Annotated in this window: 17 protein-coding genes; 5 read left to right on the top strand and 12 right to left on the bottom strand. The window is 59.8% G+C overall.

Going from position 1 to position 16,015, the window contains the following annotated elements; genetic code table 11:
• Nucleotides 1–4: 4 nt before the first annotated feature.
• On the top strand, nt 5–847 hold the full coding sequence (locus HKD31_RS12715; RefSeq protein ID WP_194265377.1) for an oxidoreductase: 843 nt from the start codon (nt 5–7) through the stop codon (nt 845–847).
• A 99-nt stretch (nt 848–946) separates the two neighbouring features.
• Here HKD31_RS12715 and HKD31_RS12710 read toward each other — a convergent pair whose 3' ends face one another.
• Both HKD31_RS12710 and HKD31_RS12705 read right to left on the bottom strand, forming a co-directional pair.
• The gene (locus HKD31_RS12710) at nt 947–1,849 is read right to left on the bottom strand and encodes an SDR family NAD(P)-dependent oxidoreductase (protein ID WP_194265378.1); all 903 of its coding nucleotides are present in this window, start codon (nt 1,847–1,849) and stop codon (nt 947–949) included.
• A gap of 27 nt (nt 1,850–1,876) precedes the next feature.
• Nucleotides 1,877–2,614 carry an SDR family oxidoreductase gene (locus HKD31_RS12705; RefSeq protein ID WP_194265379.1) on the bottom strand — a complete coding sequence of 246 codons (738 nt, stop codon included), beginning with the start codon at nt 2,612–2,614 and terminating at the stop codon, nt 1,877–1,879.
• A 115-nt stretch (nt 2,615–2,729) separates the two neighbouring features.
• Here HKD31_RS12705 and HKD31_RS12700 point away from each other — a divergent pair, with 115 nt between their 5' ends.
• Nucleotides 2,730–3,644, top strand: a complete 915-nt coding sequence (locus HKD31_RS12700) for a LysR family transcriptional regulator (protein WP_194265380.1) — start codon at nt 2,730–2,732, stop codon at nt 3,642–3,644.
• 154 nt (nt 3,645–3,798) lie between these two features.
• Here the strand turns inward: HKD31_RS12700 and HKD31_RS12695 are convergent, their stop codons facing one another.
• From HKD31_RS12695 to dhaL, 3 genes are all read right to left on the bottom strand, one after another.
• The gene (locus HKD31_RS12695) at nt 3,799–4,554 is read right to left on the bottom strand and encodes a GolD/DthD family dehydrogenase (protein WP_062495406.1); all 756 of its coding nucleotides are present in this window, start codon (nt 4,552–4,554) and stop codon (nt 3,799–3,801) included.
• Between the two features lie 42 nt (nt 4,555–4,596).
• Nucleotides 4,597–5,874, bottom strand: coding sequence for an MFS transporter (locus tag HKD31_RS12690; protein ID WP_228120667.1), 1,278 nt, complete (start codon nt 5,872–5,874; stop codon nt 4,597–4,599).
• Between the two features lie 249 nt (nt 5,875–6,123).
• Entirely contained in the window at nt 6,124–7,896 is a 1,773-nt protein-coding gene (gene dhaL / locus HKD31_RS12685) for a dihydroxyacetone kinase subunit DhaL (RefSeq protein WP_194265381.1), read from the bottom strand.
• A 324-nt stretch (nt 7,897–8,220) separates the two neighbouring features.
• Between dhaL and rpiB the strand changes: the two genes are divergently transcribed.
• Together rpiB and HKD31_RS12675 are read left to right on the top strand one after the other, a co-directional pair.
• Complete coding sequence (rpiB, locus tag HKD31_RS12680; protein WP_062495412.1) at nt 8,221–8,670, top strand: ribose 5-phosphate isomerase B; 450 nt, start codon at nt 8,221–8,223, stop codon at nt 8,668–8,670.
• Complete coding sequence (locus HKD31_RS12675; protein ID WP_338085581.1) at nt 8,609–9,709, top strand: sugar-binding transcriptional regulator; 1,101 nt, start codon at nt 8,609–8,611, stop codon at nt 9,707–9,709. Before rpiB ends, HKD31_RS12675 begins: the two co-directional genes overlap by 62 nt.
• A 150-nt stretch (nt 9,710–9,859) precedes the next feature.
• On the opposite strand, the gene HKD31_RS12670 is transcribed toward HKD31_RS12675, so the two are convergent.
• The 3 genes from HKD31_RS12670 to HKD31_RS12660 all read right to left on the bottom strand — a co-directional run bounded on the left by HKD31_RS12670 (nt 9,860) and on the right by HKD31_RS12660 (nt 12,389).
• Entirely contained in the window at nt 9,860–10,324 is a 465-nt protein-coding gene (locus HKD31_RS12670; RefSeq protein WP_194265382.1) for a hypothetical protein, read from the bottom strand.
• Between the two features lie 100 nt (nt 10,325–10,424).
• On the bottom strand, nt 10,425–11,684 hold the full coding sequence (locus HKD31_RS12665; RefSeq protein WP_041111765.1) for a cation:proton antiporter: 1,260 nt from the start codon (nt 11,682–11,684) through the stop codon (nt 10,425–10,427).
• 411 nt (nt 11,685–12,095) lie between these two features.
• Nucleotides 12,096–12,389: a hypothetical protein gene (locus tag HKD31_RS12660; RefSeq protein ID WP_194265383.1), complete on the bottom strand. Its 294-nt coding sequence runs from the start codon at nt 12,387–12,389 to the stop codon at nt 12,096–12,098.
• Between the two features lie 160 nt (nt 12,390–12,549).
• On the opposite strand from HKD31_RS12660, the gene HKD31_RS12655 reads away from it, so the two are divergent.
• Nucleotides 12,550–12,762, top strand: a complete 213-nt coding sequence (locus HKD31_RS12655; RefSeq protein ID WP_194265420.1) for a hypothetical protein — start codon at nt 12,550–12,552, stop codon at nt 12,760–12,762.
• A 15-nt stretch (nt 12,763–12,777) separates the two neighbouring features.
• On the opposite strand, the gene HKD31_RS12650 is transcribed toward HKD31_RS12655, so the two are convergent.
• The 4 genes from HKD31_RS12650 to HKD31_RS12635 are packed head-to-tail and all read right to left on the bottom strand — an operon-like array spanning nt 12,778 to nt 15,995.
• Entirely contained in the window at nt 12,778–13,425 is a 648-nt protein-coding gene (locus tag HKD31_RS12650) for a glutathione S-transferase family protein (RefSeq protein ID WP_194265384.1), read from the bottom strand.
• Nucleotides 13,425–14,510 carry a tRNA 2-thiouridine(34) synthase MnmA gene (gene mnmA, locus HKD31_RS12645; protein WP_194265385.1) on the bottom strand — a complete coding sequence of 362 codons (1,086 nt, stop codon included), beginning with the start codon at nt 14,508–14,510 and terminating at the stop codon, nt 13,425–13,427. Before mnmA ends, HKD31_RS12650 begins: the two co-directional genes overlap by 1 nt.
• Before the next feature lie 5 nt (nt 14,511–14,515).
• Complete coding sequence (locus tag HKD31_RS12640) at nt 14,516–14,830, bottom strand: ferredoxin family 2Fe-2S iron-sulfur cluster binding protein (protein WP_011252912.1); 315 nt, start codon at nt 14,828–14,830, stop codon at nt 14,516–14,518.
• A gap of 22 nt (nt 14,831–14,852) precedes the next feature.
• Nucleotides 14,853–15,995: a cysteine desulfurase family protein gene (locus tag HKD31_RS12635; protein ID WP_194265386.1), complete on the bottom strand. Its 1,143-nt coding sequence runs from the start codon at nt 15,993–15,995 to the stop codon at nt 14,853–14,855.
• Nucleotides 15,996–16,015: the final 20 nt, after the last annotated feature.

Below are 16,015 nucleotides of genomic sequence, written 5' to 3'. Positions count from 1 at the left end.
GAACATGACATCACAGCAAACACGACGCCTCTTCATTACCGGCGTCAGTAGCGGACTGGGCCGTGCGCTGGCGGAGGAAGCCCTCGCAGACGGGCATCATGTCATCGGAACCGTTCGGACGGAAAAGGCACTTCAGACCTTCGAAGCTCTCGGCGACCGCGCAAGCGGCGTCCTGCTCGATGTCACGGATTTCGAGGCCATTAAGCCTGCCATCAACAGGATCGAGGCGGATATCGGACCGATCGATATCCTGGTCAACAATGCCGGTTACGGGATGGAAGGCACGATCGAGGAGGCATCCCTGCCCGAGATCCGCAGGCAGTTCGACGTCAACGTCTTCGGCGCCATCGCGGTCATCCAGGCGGTCCTGCCGCATATGCGTGCCCGCAACTCCGGCCATATCCTCAACATCACCTCGATGGGGGGCATGATCACCATGCCTGGGCTCGGCCTCTATCACGGCACAAAATTCGCTCTGGAAGGCATTTCCGAAGCACTGGGCAAGGAAGTCGCCGGCTTCGGCATTCATGTCACGGCCGTCGAGCCCGGTGCTTTCCGAACCGACTGGGCCGGGCGTTCCATGATCCGCGTGGAACGCAGTCTCCCGGAATATCAGGCGGTTTTCGCCACCCTGCATGAGCGCCGGGCAGCCAATAACGCTCCTCAACTGGGAGATCCGAAACGGGCCGCAAGGGCCATGCTGGACATCCTGAAAGCCGGAACGCCGCCCGCCCATCTGCTGCTTGGGACAGATGCCGTGGAACTTGTTGGAGAAAAACTGTTAGCCCTTCAGGCGGAATTCCAGCAATGGAAAGACCTTTCCTGTTCCACGGACAGCCGGATCTGAAAGGTCGCTCCGGCGGGTGGACGAGGCCCAGATCAGGGCCTCGTCCACCCAACGATCCGCCTGCTACAAATCTTACTGGGGTCAGTCTCGCGACGGCCGTTACACCGTTTCTGGGATATGGAGCAGATCCCCAAGCCCGATGCGTCGCAGAAGTTCTGCCCGGACCCTGTCTGCCACACCGTTGACCACTTCGGCACCATCCTGGGACGGATCGACATGAACGCGGAACGGGCGTTTACCGCGCGGGGTATCAACAACGGTCTCGATCGCCCGCGCTACACTCTCCGGATCGGCATCCGCCGGTTCAAGCGCCGCCAGCCCTGCAAGCGCGGTTTCTTCCACGCCTTTATACGGTCCATCCTTATACGCCAGCGCTACGGCCTGATCGGCCGGGGCACCAGCATCGCGAAAGTGATTGGTGCCTTTCGTAAAAGCACCCGGTACAACGATGGTGGTCTCGATCCCCCAGCGCGTCAGCTCACCGGCATAGGAAATCGCCAGTGCATCCATTGCCGCCTTTGCGGCGAAATACGGCCCCAGAAACGGCGGTGTCCCGCCCCGTGTGCTGGACGATGACACCCAGACGACCAGCCCCTGCCCCTTGTCGCGCATATGTGGCAGCGCGGCCCGGTTGAGACGCTGGGTGGACAGGACGTTCACATCATACAATGCCGCCAGCTGCTCCGGCGTAAAAGCCTCGGCCGGACCGAAGCACATGTGACCAGCGTTATGGATCACCACGTCGATCCGCCCCTGCTCGGTCATGATCCGGCTAACGGCGGCGTCCGCCTGCTCCTGCTCGAGAACGTCGAGTTCCACGCTATGCAGTTCGACCTTCCACTCCTTCGCGAAACTCTCAGCAGCCGCGACAGCAGCCGCGCCGCTTCCGTGAATGTTCCGTACGCCGGCATAGACACAGTGCCCACCTGTCGCGAGCTGCCGGGCCGTCATAGCCCCGAACCCGCTTGAGGCCCCCGTAATCAGAATAACCTGCTTGGCCATGATCTTCCCCTTCTGCCGCTACCGCCCTCAGACCATGCCACCATTGGCCCGCAGCGTCTGGCCATTGATCCACGAACCATCCGGTCCCACCAGGAAGGCAACAGCCGCGGCAATGTCGTCCGGCGTTCCAAGACGCTCAAGCGGGTTCATCTTCGCCAGTTTTTCGATCAGTTCGGGGCTCTTGCCTTCAAGAAACAGATCCGTACCGGTGGGCCCAGGAGCGACCGCATTTACAGTCGTATTCCGCCCGCGCAGCTCCTTGGCCACGATCGCCGTCAGCGTCTCGACCGCAGCTTTCGTTGCAGCATACACGCCGTAATTCTCGAATTTCAGCCCGACAACGCTGGTGGACAGGTTCACAATACGTCCACCGTCCCGCAGGCGCTTTCCGGCTTCACGCAGCGTGTTGAAAGTCCCCCGGAAGTTGATATCCACCTGCCGCGTAAAGGCGGCATCGTCTACATCGGCAATCCGCCCCAGCGTCATGATGCCCGCATTGTTGACCAGCACATCAACGCCACCAAAGGCTTTTTCCGTCTCGTCGAACAGAGTGGAAACAGCAGCAGAGTCAGAGACATCGGCCTTCACCGCAATTGCCTCACCGCCCGTCTGACGGATCTTCGCGACAAGCTCTTCAGCCGAAGCTGCATTTCCCGCATAATTAACGACAATCGCCAGCCCGTCCTTCGCCAGCCGCGTGGCAATGGCCGCACCGATCCCGCGCGATGACCCCGTGACGATCGCGACTTTCCTGTCCTGTGTCATATCTGCTTTTCCCTTTGTCTGTGGCCATTATGGCCCTGAAGGAAGAATGGCCCTTTTCGTTCGCCTGATAATCCCGCACAATTCGGATAGATTATCCGGATTGTGAGAACAGTTTATGGACCGGCTGGATATCATGCGGCTGTTCATGAGGATCGTGGAACGCGGAAGCTTCACCCAGGCTGCCGAAGACATGAACCTGCCACGCTCGACTGCCACCGACGTCATCAAGACGCTGGAGGTCCGGCTGGGCGTGCGTCTTCTGCACCGGACGACGCGGCAGGTCAGTCCGACACCGGAAGGCGAAACCTATTATCGCCGCTGCCGCCATATCGTCGCCGACATCGAAGACGCTGAAACGGCATTCGGAAACGTCAGTCCCAGAGGAACACTCCGGATCGACGTGCACGGCACGCTGGCCCGTCATTTCATCGTGCCTGCCCTGCCGGAATTCTTCGCAGCATATCCGGACATCGAACTGCATATGAGCGAAGGCGACCGGTTGGTCGATCTGGTCCGTGAAGGCATGGACTGTGTTCTTCGTGTGGGCGAACTGCGAGACAGTGACATGATGGTCCGGCATCTCGCCACCCTGCGGGAAGTGACACTGGCATCCCCCGCCTATCTGGAAGCGCATGGCATTCCAGCACATCCAGACGACCTGGCGGAAGGCCACGTCATGGTCGGTTTCCAGTCAAGTCTGCGCGGCCGGATACTGCCCCTGGAATTCGTTATTGACGACAGGGCACAACATATTCTCCTGCCGCTTCGTATCTCGGTCAACGCGGCGGAGAGCTATATTGCAGCGGCCCGGACAGGGCTGGGCCTTATCCAGATCCCGCGCTATCATGCCGAACACGATATCCGGTCCGGAGCACTGGTCGAAGTACTGGGAAAATTTCCGCCAGCTCCATCCCCCGTCTCACTGCTTTATCCGCATAACCGGCAGATGTCTCCGCGTGTCCGAGTCTTCATAGACTGGCTGTCAGGAGTTTTCAGGCCTGTCGACAACCGGAACGTCAACATCAGATAAAAACATCCTCGTCCTTCTCTGTTCCCGGAGGCGGAAAAGAACTGCGCCCCTCACACACCTCACGCTATTTCGGTCTCAAGGAACAGGTGGTCAACAGGATTTGCGGGATCCATGAGGTGCCGGCTCCAGGATTCAGGGGCCAGCACCTTGTAAATCAGCGGATCGTGTAACCACCATCGACGACCAGGTTCTCGCCATTCACCATTGCAGCAGCTTCGCTCACGAGATAGGTGACGGCGCAGGCGATTTCATCCGGTTGGGCGAAACGGCCTGTCGGCACCTGCGCGCGGAAGGCATCCCCAACAGGGCCGGCCCAGACCTGTTTGCCGAGCTCGGTTTCCACAACCGTAGGCGAGACTGCATTCGTCGTGACGCCGTGCGGGCCCCACTCAAAAGCGAGAACTTTCGTCAGGCCGAGAATACCAGCCTTGCTGGCCGTATAGGCGATATGTCCTTCGAGCGCGACAAGAGCAGCCTGCGAGGCAAGATTTACAATCCGCCCGAAACCATTGCTGCACATATGAGGCCCGAGTGCCCGGGCGAAAAGAAACGGAGCTCGCAGATTAATGGACAGGGTGGTGTCCCACGCCTGGGTGGTCAGCTCTGCTGCCGGAGCAATCAGCGCGATACCGGCATTATTAACCAGGATGTCGATCTTCCCGGCATGCTCGATAGCAGCCTGACAGGCGCGGGTAACGGCAGTTTCATCGGTGACATCAGCCTCGATTCCGATATGCCCATCTCCAAGTCTGGCGGCAGCATCCCTGACCGTCGGGCTGCGATCGACAAGGCAGACCCGTGCGCCCTGCTCGGCCAGCCGCTGGGCGATGGCAAATCCGATTCCGGAAGCGCCACCCGTCACGAGTGCACTACGGTTCTCAAGAGAAAAAAGCGCAGAGAAAGACTTCATTTCCAGTGTTCCTTATTGATCATGAAGATGTGTGGGACACCGCTATTCAGCGGAGCCGGGCTGAAGAACAGAGGGATCTGTTCTGCGGCTGCTGCGTCGCACACGATCGAGCTGGGCCTGGAGTTCAGGCTCGAGTGTCAGGAACCATGTCAGGACAGCGCTGATCAGATAGATCACCGCATAGACCACCATGACACCAAAGATTCCGAAAAACGGCTCAACAAGATAGACAACGGCTGGACCGATCCAGACGCTCGCGCCAGCGCCCAGATTGAGCAGCGACATGGCAGCGGGTTTGTCATCAGGCGCCAGGTAAGGCATGAGCGCAGACAGCGGGACATAAGCTGCCAGTGTCATGCCATAGAGAGCACCCGCAAAAAGGGTAGGCAGGATATGTTCCGGGCCAAACCATGTTGGGCACCAGTAGAGCAGCATGGTGCTGACAGCAGATCCCACTCCACCGCCGATCATGACCGTGCCACGCCAGCTCAGCCAGTCGCTGAGAATGCCGAACAGGAGGTTCCAGATGACGTTGGAAATAAAAATCGCCTGCAGGACCAGAAGCCACTGTCCGAGACTGAAATGCAGATCGTGCATGAAATAGATCGGCAGACAGACGAGAAAACCGAATTCCGCCGATGTGTCGATGGCACGGACGATACAGCCAAGCCCCACCTTGGGACGTTCCCAGGCAATGGACAAAGACGCGAACAGCGTACGCAAAGGATGCTTTTCAGCGCCCGGGATATGCTCGTCGCCATGCTTCTCCCTGATCCCGCTGAGCGCCATGACACCACCGAGAATCACCAGGAAAAGCGCAGACCATAATGTGTAGACCGAGCCGATCCAGGGAATTGTATAGCGCGCAAACACGGAGCCCAGCGTTGGCATGCCGCCGGTAAAGCAGAACCAGAACCACCCCACAGCAGATCCCAGACGACGCGGATGGACGGTCGTGACCACCCAGACGAGAAACCCGAAAGCAAAAAGCGGATAGCCGAAGCCCCGGATGCCATAAAAGAGGAGCATCAGCGGATAGGAATTCGACGGCAGGGCGAATGCGAGAAAGCCGATCTGGAAAACAACCCAGATGCCAAGACCGGTCATCATGACGCGACGCGCGCCCCAGAGATCGGAAAGGGCGCCGGACAACCATGCCGACACGGCCGCGCTCAGGCCATAAACCGTGAAGAGCAGCGCCACGTCATGTTCCGTCTTTCCAAGACTGACGAGATATGAAGAGAGATATCCACTCTCGACCCCATCACCGGACATGAAGATCAGAACACCGACAAACCCCCACAGGAGGGAGGGGGGCATGCCAATCCTGAGCAGCAGCCGACCCAGTCTCGTTGCCGGCCGCTCTTCGACCGGGATCTCCTCTTCCACAGAAGAAGGACTTTTGAACGTTGTTCCAGCCATGGTTGTCCCCGGTACAGAAAACGGCACGCACGATGACGCATCATGCCGTGACGAAGTTTTCAGGCTCACAGATCATTCGAGGTAGAGTTCCTGTCGGAACGGATCATCCGGACTGTCGGCTGATCCGTTCCGCAGACCTTGCCGGCCTCAGGCCTTCAGGCTTTTTTCCAGACTGGCGATTACCGTCTGGAGGATGAGGCAGCACGACGTAGCACCTGCATCCAGCACACCCCGGGAGCGCTCCCCGAGACGGCTCGCGCGCCCGATCCGCGCGACAAGATCAATAGTGGAATCCCGTCCCTTCTCGGCAGCCTCGGACGTCGCCTTCAGACAGGTCAGAAAATCCCCGTCCTCCGTGGCATGACAGGCCCGAACGGCAGGAACGAGCGTGTCCATGAGCGTCTTGTCGCCAACATCGGCGTTCCCCAGGGAACGGATACCAGCCTCGGCGCCATCGAGCATGAGACCGAAAACCTTGCCGTCGATATAATCGGTGTTTTCCAGCGGCAGCGCCATCCCGGCAAAGAAGCGTCCGTACAGCGGCCCCATGGACCCACCGATCCCCGCCAGAAGCGAGTCTGAAAGGATCTGCAGGGCCTCGCGCAGAGGCGGCGGATTGGCTCCAAGCCTTTCCCCACAACGCTCAAAGCCTTTCGCCATGTTGATTCCATGATCGCCGTCGCCGATCTTGCCATCGATCTCGCTCAGCCAGTCGCGGGCACCAACGATGGCTTCGACGAGCGCCGGAACGATGTCAGTTGTCTTCTGGAGCGGAATCCCGGTTCTGGCGGCATATCTGTCGATAACGGTGACATCCTCCACTTCGGACTGAATCTTACGCACGATCGCCGGAGCCGCCTTCTGTGGCGGCGTATAAAATGTCCCGACCCGGGTCAGACCGATCGAATGCGTCGGATGAGACATCAGACGATCCAGTTCCTCATCGAGCCGCATGACCGTCAGAGTGACCCCTTTCATCTCCAGGGACGTGAAATAATTGCCGACGAAACTGTGCCGGATTTCAATTCCCCTCTCCTTCATCACCGCCGCCACATCGGCAAACAGCACATAGAGTTCGATGATGGGCGTCGCACCCAGGCCGGAAAGCAGGACCGCGACATTGTCGCCGGACTTGAACGGAAGATCATTCAGAACATAGTCGCACATCATGCGCGCAATATCGCTTGAGCGCTCAAGTTGACGAATCTCGACGCCCGGTTCTCCATGATGGCCGATACCGACTTCCATGGTGCCCGCTTCAATCGTGAAATTCGGATGCCCATTGGCCACGATAGTGCACGGGGAGAGACCAACGCCGATCGAACGCGTGTTATCAATCGCTTTCTGCGCAGCCGCCAGAACGTCTTCCAGCGATCCCCCCTCTTCGGCACGGGCGCCACCTGCTTTCCACATCAGGATCTCGCCGGCCACACCCCGCCTGCGCCCGGCCTCATCCTTCGAGGCGGATGCCACGTCGTCATTGGCAACGACCGTGCCAACCGTAATCCCCTCCTTGGCCGCATCGCTCATGGCGAGCCGGACGTTCATCGTGTCACCGGCATAATTGCCGAACAGACACGCCACACCCGCCCCCATATCGGCGACACGCATCGCATCAAGGAAGCTGGCGGCGGTCGGGGAAGAGAAAATTTCGCCAATGGCTGCAGCATCCAGCATTCCCGTTCCGACATAGCCCAGGAAAGCCGGCTCATGACCCGAACCGCCGCCGGTGATGACGCCGACCTTGCGCACGGGGCTCCCCTCGCGCCGACGCACCACACGCGGATTTTGAGTTTCGGCAATGATGTTCGGGTGCGCCAGCAGATAGCCTCTCAGCCCGTCTTCCACGATATGATCAGGACTATTGAAGATCCTGTCCAGCTTCGGAACAGAACGGAGTTTCGTGTCGATGTTGTTCATCTGATATCTCCTTAACCCATCACCGCTGTTATTTGCGGCGTCTCCAGCCAACACGGCCCCAAAGCAGAACGTTTGATATATCCGCCTTACAAAAGTTCCTGAACATAACGCCAATCAGGAAAGCCATCAAACACTATCACACGTTTTTAGCGAAATTTATCTCACTACCGTGTGATTTATGCGGAAAATTCATTCCAAAACCTGGAAATTCACATATATGTGATTTAACAAATGTGTTTTATTTTTTTCTTTTGTGCAAGAAAACACACGTCAATACAGTCGATTATCGCCCGGCAGACATTCTGGCTAAAATGGAGAAAAACAATGAAGATCGCGCTTGGCTGCGATGAAGCAGCGACAACCCTCAAGGACATCATCCGGACTACCCTGGAATCCTGGGGACACGACGTAACGGATTACGGCACCCATGAAGGAAAGTCCGTGCTTTACCCCGATATCGCCGTAACGGTTGCAGATGCCATCATGAGCGGAAAACATGAGCGCGGCATTCTGCTCTGCGGAACCGGAATCGGTGTTGCAATCAGCGCCAACAAGGTTCCGGGCATACGCGCGGCCCAAACACATGACACCTATTCGGCCGAACGGGCCATGAAGAGCAACAATGCCCAGATCATTACGCTGGGCGCCCGTGTCATTGGGCCGGAACTTGCCAAAACCATCGTGCATGCATATCTTTCTTCCGAGTTCAGCGGTGGCGCATCTGCGGAAAAAGTCGAGCGGATTACCTATTACGAGGGCCGGATTTCTGTTTGAAAAGCCGCAAAAGCGTATCGAGCAACTCACTTCCCGACTCTCAAAGGGCTCGGCCGACAGTTCTGTTCCATCCATGGAGGGACGTCGGAGCAGTCGGTCTGATTTCCCCGCCGATCAACTCACGGAACTGGCGGCACTTTATTACCTTGAGCAGGTCACTCAGGAAGAACTGTCGAGAAAATTTGCCCTTTCCAGGCCTACCGTCAGCAAACTCCTGAAACGGGCGCGTGAAGAAGGGATCGTCGAGATCCGCGTCCGCACACGCCCGGCTGCGGCTGCAGAACTTGAGCAGGAGTTTCAAAAACGTTTTGGTATAGAACGCCTGCTTACGGCGGTGAACCAGAATGATCCCGATGCACAGCGCAGTGCCGTAGCAGCCATGCTGGCTGCGCATCTTGAAAGCATATTACGCGACGAAATGATTGTCGCGGTCGGAATGGGACGCAATGTCGCTGCGATCGCAGACCAGATCGGCATGCCGGTTGCACGCGCGATTACATTCGTTTCGGCAATCGGCGGTTCGACCCGGGCTGGCGAGTATATGAGCTCTGATCACATCTGCCGACGGCTTGCGGCACGCTTCGGCGGCATGAGCGAAACACTTTATGCGCCGGCCCTAGTCTCTGATGCAGCCCTTCGTCGTGCCTTGATGGATAATGATGTCGTTCGTCGCACCCTGCACAGGGCCCGTCGTGCGGACGTCGCGCTGATCGGCATTGGAGATGTCAGCGAAGACAGCAACATGGTTCGGATGGGCTGGTTTTCACCCCAGGAAGTCGCGGAAGCAAAGCTCGCCGGAACCGTCGGAGACATGATGGGATATGATTTCATCACGATTGAAGGAAAGCATGCGGACATTTCCTTGCAAGGTCGCGTAATCGGACTGGCACTGGAAGACCTGCGGCGCATTCCCAACGTCATTACCATTGCCAGTGAAAGTTCCAAACTTGTAGCCATTCTGGCTGCCTTGCGGACAGGAACGATTACTACTCTGGCAACAACCGAGCTTATTGCGAAAACAATACTGGGAATTTCTTAGGCCTTATTGCCAGAATTCCATGATCGGATGTTTCATGCGTTCTCAAGAACGCGCGATATAGCTATCGCCAACCCGGCGGCTGCGCCGTTCCGCCTGATCATGCGGCGTTAGCGCGATGCCTCCTGGCTCATCCGTGATGATCGGGCTTTATTAAAGTGCATTGCAGCGCTGGGTCGAGCCGGGAAAATCCGAGCATTCGCCCTTTACGGCATCCCAGCGGAAATCCATTTCCGGGCCTGCCATACCATTGTTCTGGAACTCGGTCGTCACCGCGCTCACATTCGTCACATGCCCCTTGCTGTAGACCAGATCGACATATCCGTTGTGAAAGCCCGGAATCTTGCCCACGCCTTCAAAATAGGTCGGCTTTCCGTCTTTTCCAGGAACGGCAAACAGTTTGCTCACCTGAGCCGGGGTCGCATGTTCCAGCTTGCGCAGGAACTCGGGCGACAGGCTCTGACAGCTGATTTCAGGGCGCGGGTCCTCGCCCACGTTTGAATCCCAGCACGCCTTCTGACCCGCAAGCGGCGTGGCAGATGCCAGTTGAGGCATGACAAGCCCCGCTCCCAGCGCCGCAGCCATCGTAAACCCCCTGAAATGCTTCAAGCGTACCATCTGCAAAATACTCCAACAAAACCGTCTGTTTTCCGAATCTATCACAGCCTCCCGGCAGAACCCACAGAGGCCGCCAAACACCTTTTGCGGAAATGGCGCTTCAGGACGGTGGAGCCGTCTCGGGGTAAAGCCAGCGCACCACCCGCCCCATCGTCAGGCCCTGCACGATGATCGTGAAGACCACGACGCCATAGCAAACCGGGAGCAGCGTCTCGCGCAGTTCCCCGGCCGGAAGCCCCAGGGCCAGAGCAACGGAAATGCCACCCCGCAACCCGCCCCAAGTCAGAACGCCCAAAGCACGACCCCGTTCTCCGGGTTGCAGATGAACAGGCATGGTGGACAGGAAAACGCTCGCCCCCCGCACCAGAACCGAAAGCGGGATAACCACCAGCATCGTCAGGAGCGGCGCCAGGTGAAGCCGGATTTCCAGAAGCTCGAACCCGATCAGCAGGAACAGCAGGGCGTTCAGGATCTCATCGATCAGGTTCCAGAACACCACCATTTCCTCACGGGATTTCTGCGTGATGGCCCGATGACCCGCCTTGCCCGCAAGGCTCATGCCTGCCACCACGACCGCAATCGGCCCGGACATGTGCAGCCCGTTCGCCAAGCTGTACGTCCCCGTCGCCAGAGCCAGAGAGCCCAGAAGATCAATCTGCGTGTCCTCCACGCCCCGCAGCAGCAACAGGGTCAGCCAGCCCGTAAAGGCACCGAGCAGGCCGCCACCCACGGCTTCCACCAGAAACCGCAGCACGAAATCCCCGATCGAAACGGAACTCGTCTCTCCGGTCGCCAGCCCGATCATGGTCCCGAAAATGACGACACCCACACCATCATTGAACAGGCTTTCACCCGCGAATGTCGCCTGCAAAGCCGGCGGCAGCCCCAGCCTGCGCAGCATGCCCACCACTGAAACCGGATCGGTCGGCGCCAGCATCGCTCCGAGCAGCACGCACCAGCTGAAGGGGACCGCCAGCCCGAACACGGGAAAGATGAGCCAGGCCGGAACCGCCAGCAGCCCCACGGCCAGGGACGTTCCCAGAATGGCCAGCGCCGCAACCGATTTCCCGCGCGACAGTAGCAGGCCCAGATCGACCTGCATCGCTCCCGCAAACAGCAGGAAGGACAACGCGCCATCAAGCAGCGTCCGCGGCAGATTGATCGTTCCCAGCAGGGACTGCGGGACCTGTTGCAGGTCATAGCCCGGAAATAGCGGGTTCAGGATCATGACAATCAGGGAGATGAGCATCGAGATCAGCAGGATCCCGATGGTCAGCGGCAGTTTCAGAGTCCGGTAATTGATGATCCCGAGCAGTGTTGCCACAGCCAGCAGCAGAGCAAACAACCCCAGAGAGTTCATGTCCGCGTTTTCCTCCCCGATGTCCGCTCCGGCAGCCCCTTACAGCATGACGAACCGCAGGCGAACAGATCCAGCCTGCTTAACTGCCAACAGCCCCCCGGAGTTTCTTGTGAAAACTGCCGTGACCCATTCCCCGACAGGGAAAATTCAACACAATGCCGCGCCCTGCGGGTTCAGCATGACACGATACAGACTCCCCGCCGCGCACATGTAGAACTCATTCTGCTTGAGGCCGCCGAATGTCAGATTCGACACACCATGCGGCAACCGGATCTGCCCAGCAGCTTCCCGCCCGGACTGTAGCAGAACACACTACACAGACCATACGGTCCCGTGGACCCGCACCACAGATTGCCGAACACATCCGCCTTCATGCCATCCGGCACGAGCCTCTGCCCCTCCGGCGTCATGTCACAGAACACGCGACCGTTTTGCGGGCGGCCATTGACCATAGCGAACGCCCGGATCGGGCGCGGTGGAAATCATGTAAAGTGTCTTGATATCCGGCGAGAGACAAAGCCCGTTTGGTCCCGGCACCTGCTCTTCGGTCAGCACCGATTCAAGCCTGCCATCGGGTGCATAAAACGCAAAACCGCGCCCGGCCCGGCGACGCGCAATCCCCGGCATGGACCGGTCCACATAGTGCAGGCCCGCGCTGCGCGCCTGCGTTTTCGCATCCGTTTCGTGACTGTCCGCCGCACTCATTCCTGACGCCTCATGCCCATTACAGACATAGAGCGTTACAGAATGGCGCAGGTTTCCATCCCGCGGGCGGCACGATTACGCTTCCTTACGGTTCCTGACATGACAGTCATGAGGACAGGACGCATTCTTTCCGGCAGGGAAACAGGAGGAACCGGTCCCCGTGAAAAAAACCTGCGCCGCGACCGTTTTCGTTCTGCTTTCAGCCTGTGCCTCACATTCCTCGCCTGCCGACATGGCAGCCGCCGCCAATGACGATGATTCTGGTTACACTGTCCGGGGCCATCAGGGTGGTGGCATGGGGGGCAATGGCAATATCTGGGGCGAAGTCCTCAGAACCGCCCTTCAGACCGGCATGAGCTTCGCCCATCACTAAACGCCTCACCGAGCGTCAGTAGACCAGACGCCACTCCGCCGGTTCAGCCGCTGCCAGTTCGTACCATTCCCGCATCAGCGGATGATCGAGCATCGTCCGCACCCAGGTTTTCACGACCGGATCGACATCCAGTTCGAACGTATGAATCCGGATGGCGATCGGCGCATACATGCAGTCCGCGACCGTCATCCGCTCCCCGAACAGGAACGGTGTCGGCTGGCCTGAGCGCAGAAGCGCGCTCTTGAGCGTACGACTCAGCAGCGCCACATCGGCCGCCAGTTCCTCGCTGATTTCCGGCGGAGGGGCCGGAACGCGCTCCACATCCATGGAGCAGTTCTGGCGGATCGGGCGGAAACCGGCATGCATCTGCGCACTGATGCTGCGGGCATGGGCCCGAACGATCCGGTCTTCCGGCCACAGCGAGGGCGCAATTTCCGCGCAGTATTCGCAGATCGCCAGACTTTCCCAGACATCCGCGCCATCATGCGTCAGATACGGCACCATCCGGTTGGGCGAACGCGCATGGATTTCGGTCGTCTTGCCCCCACCCTTGAGCGGGATGACCTCTTCCGTCACATCCAGCCCGGCCAGACGCACCGCCAGCCAGCCCCGCAGGGACCAAGACGAATACCGGCGCGATCCCAGAAGTAGCACCCCAGCCATCAGGCGTCTCCCGCAGTAATAAAGCCACCACCCAGAACGCGGCTTCCATCATACAACACACAGGCCTGACCCGGCGCCGGCATGGCAGCCTCGGTCAGTTCCACCAGCGCGCCACCATTCTCCAGCGGCTTCACAAGAGCCTCGCGCAGCTTCTCCCGCGCCCGGATCTGCACGCCACAGCGCACGCCTGCCGCAGGCGCATCGATTAGCCAGTTCATGTCCCGCAGACGCACGGTCCGGCGGCTGTCGGCTTCCGAAACCTGCACGCGCGGCCCGACTACAATGCGCCGCTTCGGCACATCAATGCGCGTCACCATCTGGCGCTCGCCCGTTGCGGTGTGGATGTCGCCCAGACGCTTGCTCTGCCCGACCGTATAGCGCGCCACACCTTCATGACGACCAAGCACGCGGCCGTCTTCGTCTACGATTTCACCTTCGCCACGGACTTCCGGACGCAGCTTCTCGACCAGTTCGGCATAAGAACCGCTGGGCACAAAGCAGATGTCCTGACTGTCCGGCTTGGCCGCGATTTCCAGCCCCAGTTCCTGCGCCAGCGCACGGACATGCGCCTTGTCCGGCATCTCCCCCAGCGGAAAACGCAGATAATCGAGCTGGTCTTTTGTCGTCGCGAACAGGAACCAGGTCTGGTCCCGTTCCGCATCGACCGGACGGTGCATTTCCGCCCCCTCCGGCCCTTCGACGCGGCGGACATAATGTCCGGTCGCCATGGCCTCACAGCCCAGATCCCGCGCCATGCCCAGAAGGTCCGTGAACTTCACGCCCTGATTGCAGGCCACGCACGGGACCGGGGTCTCGCCCCGCGCATAGGCATCGGCAAAACTCTCAACCACGCTGTCGCGGAACCGGCTTTCCGCATCAATCACATAGTGCGGAAAGCCCAGACGATCTGCCACGGCACGTGCATCCATGATGTCACGCCCCGCACAGCACGCGCCGGGCTTGGCGGCCTGTCCGTGGTCGTAAAGCTGGAGGGTCGCGCCAATCACCTCGTGGCCCTGCCGCTTGAGCAGCGCGGCCACTACGGAACTGTCCACGCCTCCCGACATGGCAACGAGGATCCGCATGATGCTCAGCCCGCCTTCGGCAGACGGACGGTCAGGCCATCAAGCGCGTCCGTCATGACGATCTGGCAGCCCAGACGGGACGTCTTTTCCAGACCGAACGCCAGGTCAAGCATGTCTTCCTCGTCATCGGTCGGCGCACTCAGCTTGGCGGCCCATTCCGGATCGACAACCACATGACAGGTCGCGCAGGCCAGCGACCCTTCGCAGGCGCCTTCCAGATCGATGTCGTGCTTGTGTGCGATTTCCAGCACCGACAGGCCGACGGGCGCGTCAACGTCACGACGGGTTCCATCACGCTCGATAAAGGTCATCTTGGGCATAGTTCGTCCGCTTTTTCCGGTTTCAGTTGGGTTGGCACGCCCGGGCAGCTGCGATCAGAAGAGAGGCCGCACGGTCAATATCGGCCTTGGAGGTAGAGCGTCCGACCGACAGGCGCAAGCACCGGGACGCCTTCTCCGCAGAAAGTCCCATCGCCGTCAAGACATAGGACGGCGCAATCTCCGCCGCCGTGCATGCCGATCCGGTCGAAGCGGCGACATCCGGACAGGCTTCAAGGACATCCAGCGCCCGGACTCCATCCGGCAGACAGACGTTCAGCGCCCCCGCCAGACGCGGCGCCCCGGCTCCGTTCAGCGCAATCCCCGGCAGGCCTTCGCGAAGCTGCGCCCACAGATCATCCCGCAGAAAAACCTGACGCGCCGCCTCATCACCCAGGCCTGCAGCCGCCAGATCCGCAGCCTCCCCGAATCCCACGACCAGCGGCGTCGGCAGCGTCCCGGACCGAAGCCCCCGCTCCTGCCCGCCCCCGGAAAACAGCGGCTCCAGCCGGACACGCGGCTTCCTCCGGACATAGAGCGCGCCGATCCCCTTGGGACCATACATCTTGTGAGCGGAGACGGACGCCAGATCCACATCCCGCAGCGACACCGGCATCTTCCCCGCCATCTGCGCCAGATCGACATGCATCAGCGCCCCGCTTTCCTTCACGATCTGTGCAAGCTGCGGAATATCCTGCAACACCCCGGTCTCGTTATTCGCCGCCATGATGCTGACCAGAAGCGTCGGCGCTTTCAGCGCCTCCCGCAGGGCTTCGGAATCAACCCGTCCCTCGCCATCCACGCCAAGCACGACCGCTTCAAAGCCCTCGCTTTGCAGATCGCGCACCGATTCCAGAACGCATTTATGCTCCGTCGCCACCGTGACAATCCGACGCCGCGGATCGCCCAGCCGCGCCAGATGCCGTGCAGCCCCCTTGATGGCGAGGTTGTTTGCTTCCGTCGCACCAGACGTGAACACGATTTCCCGCTCCTCCACGCCCAGAAGCCGCGCCACGCACTCCCGCGCCCGCTCCACGGCGTCCGCCGCCTTCCGCCCCGGCCCATGCGGACTGTGCGGATTACCGAAATCCTCCCCGAACCAGGGCAGCATGGCCTTCACGACTGCCGGATCACACGGCGTCGTTGAAAGATAATCGAGATAGATCATGCCCGCTGCCCCTTTGCCCG

Source organism: Gluconobacter potus, assembly GCF_015244705.1.
GTDB lineage: Bacteria > Pseudomonadota > Alphaproteobacteria > Acetobacterales > Acetobacteraceae > Gluconobacter > Gluconobacter potus.
Note: the sequence above shows the minus strand (reverse complement) of the source record. Positions and strands in the feature narration are given on the sequence as shown.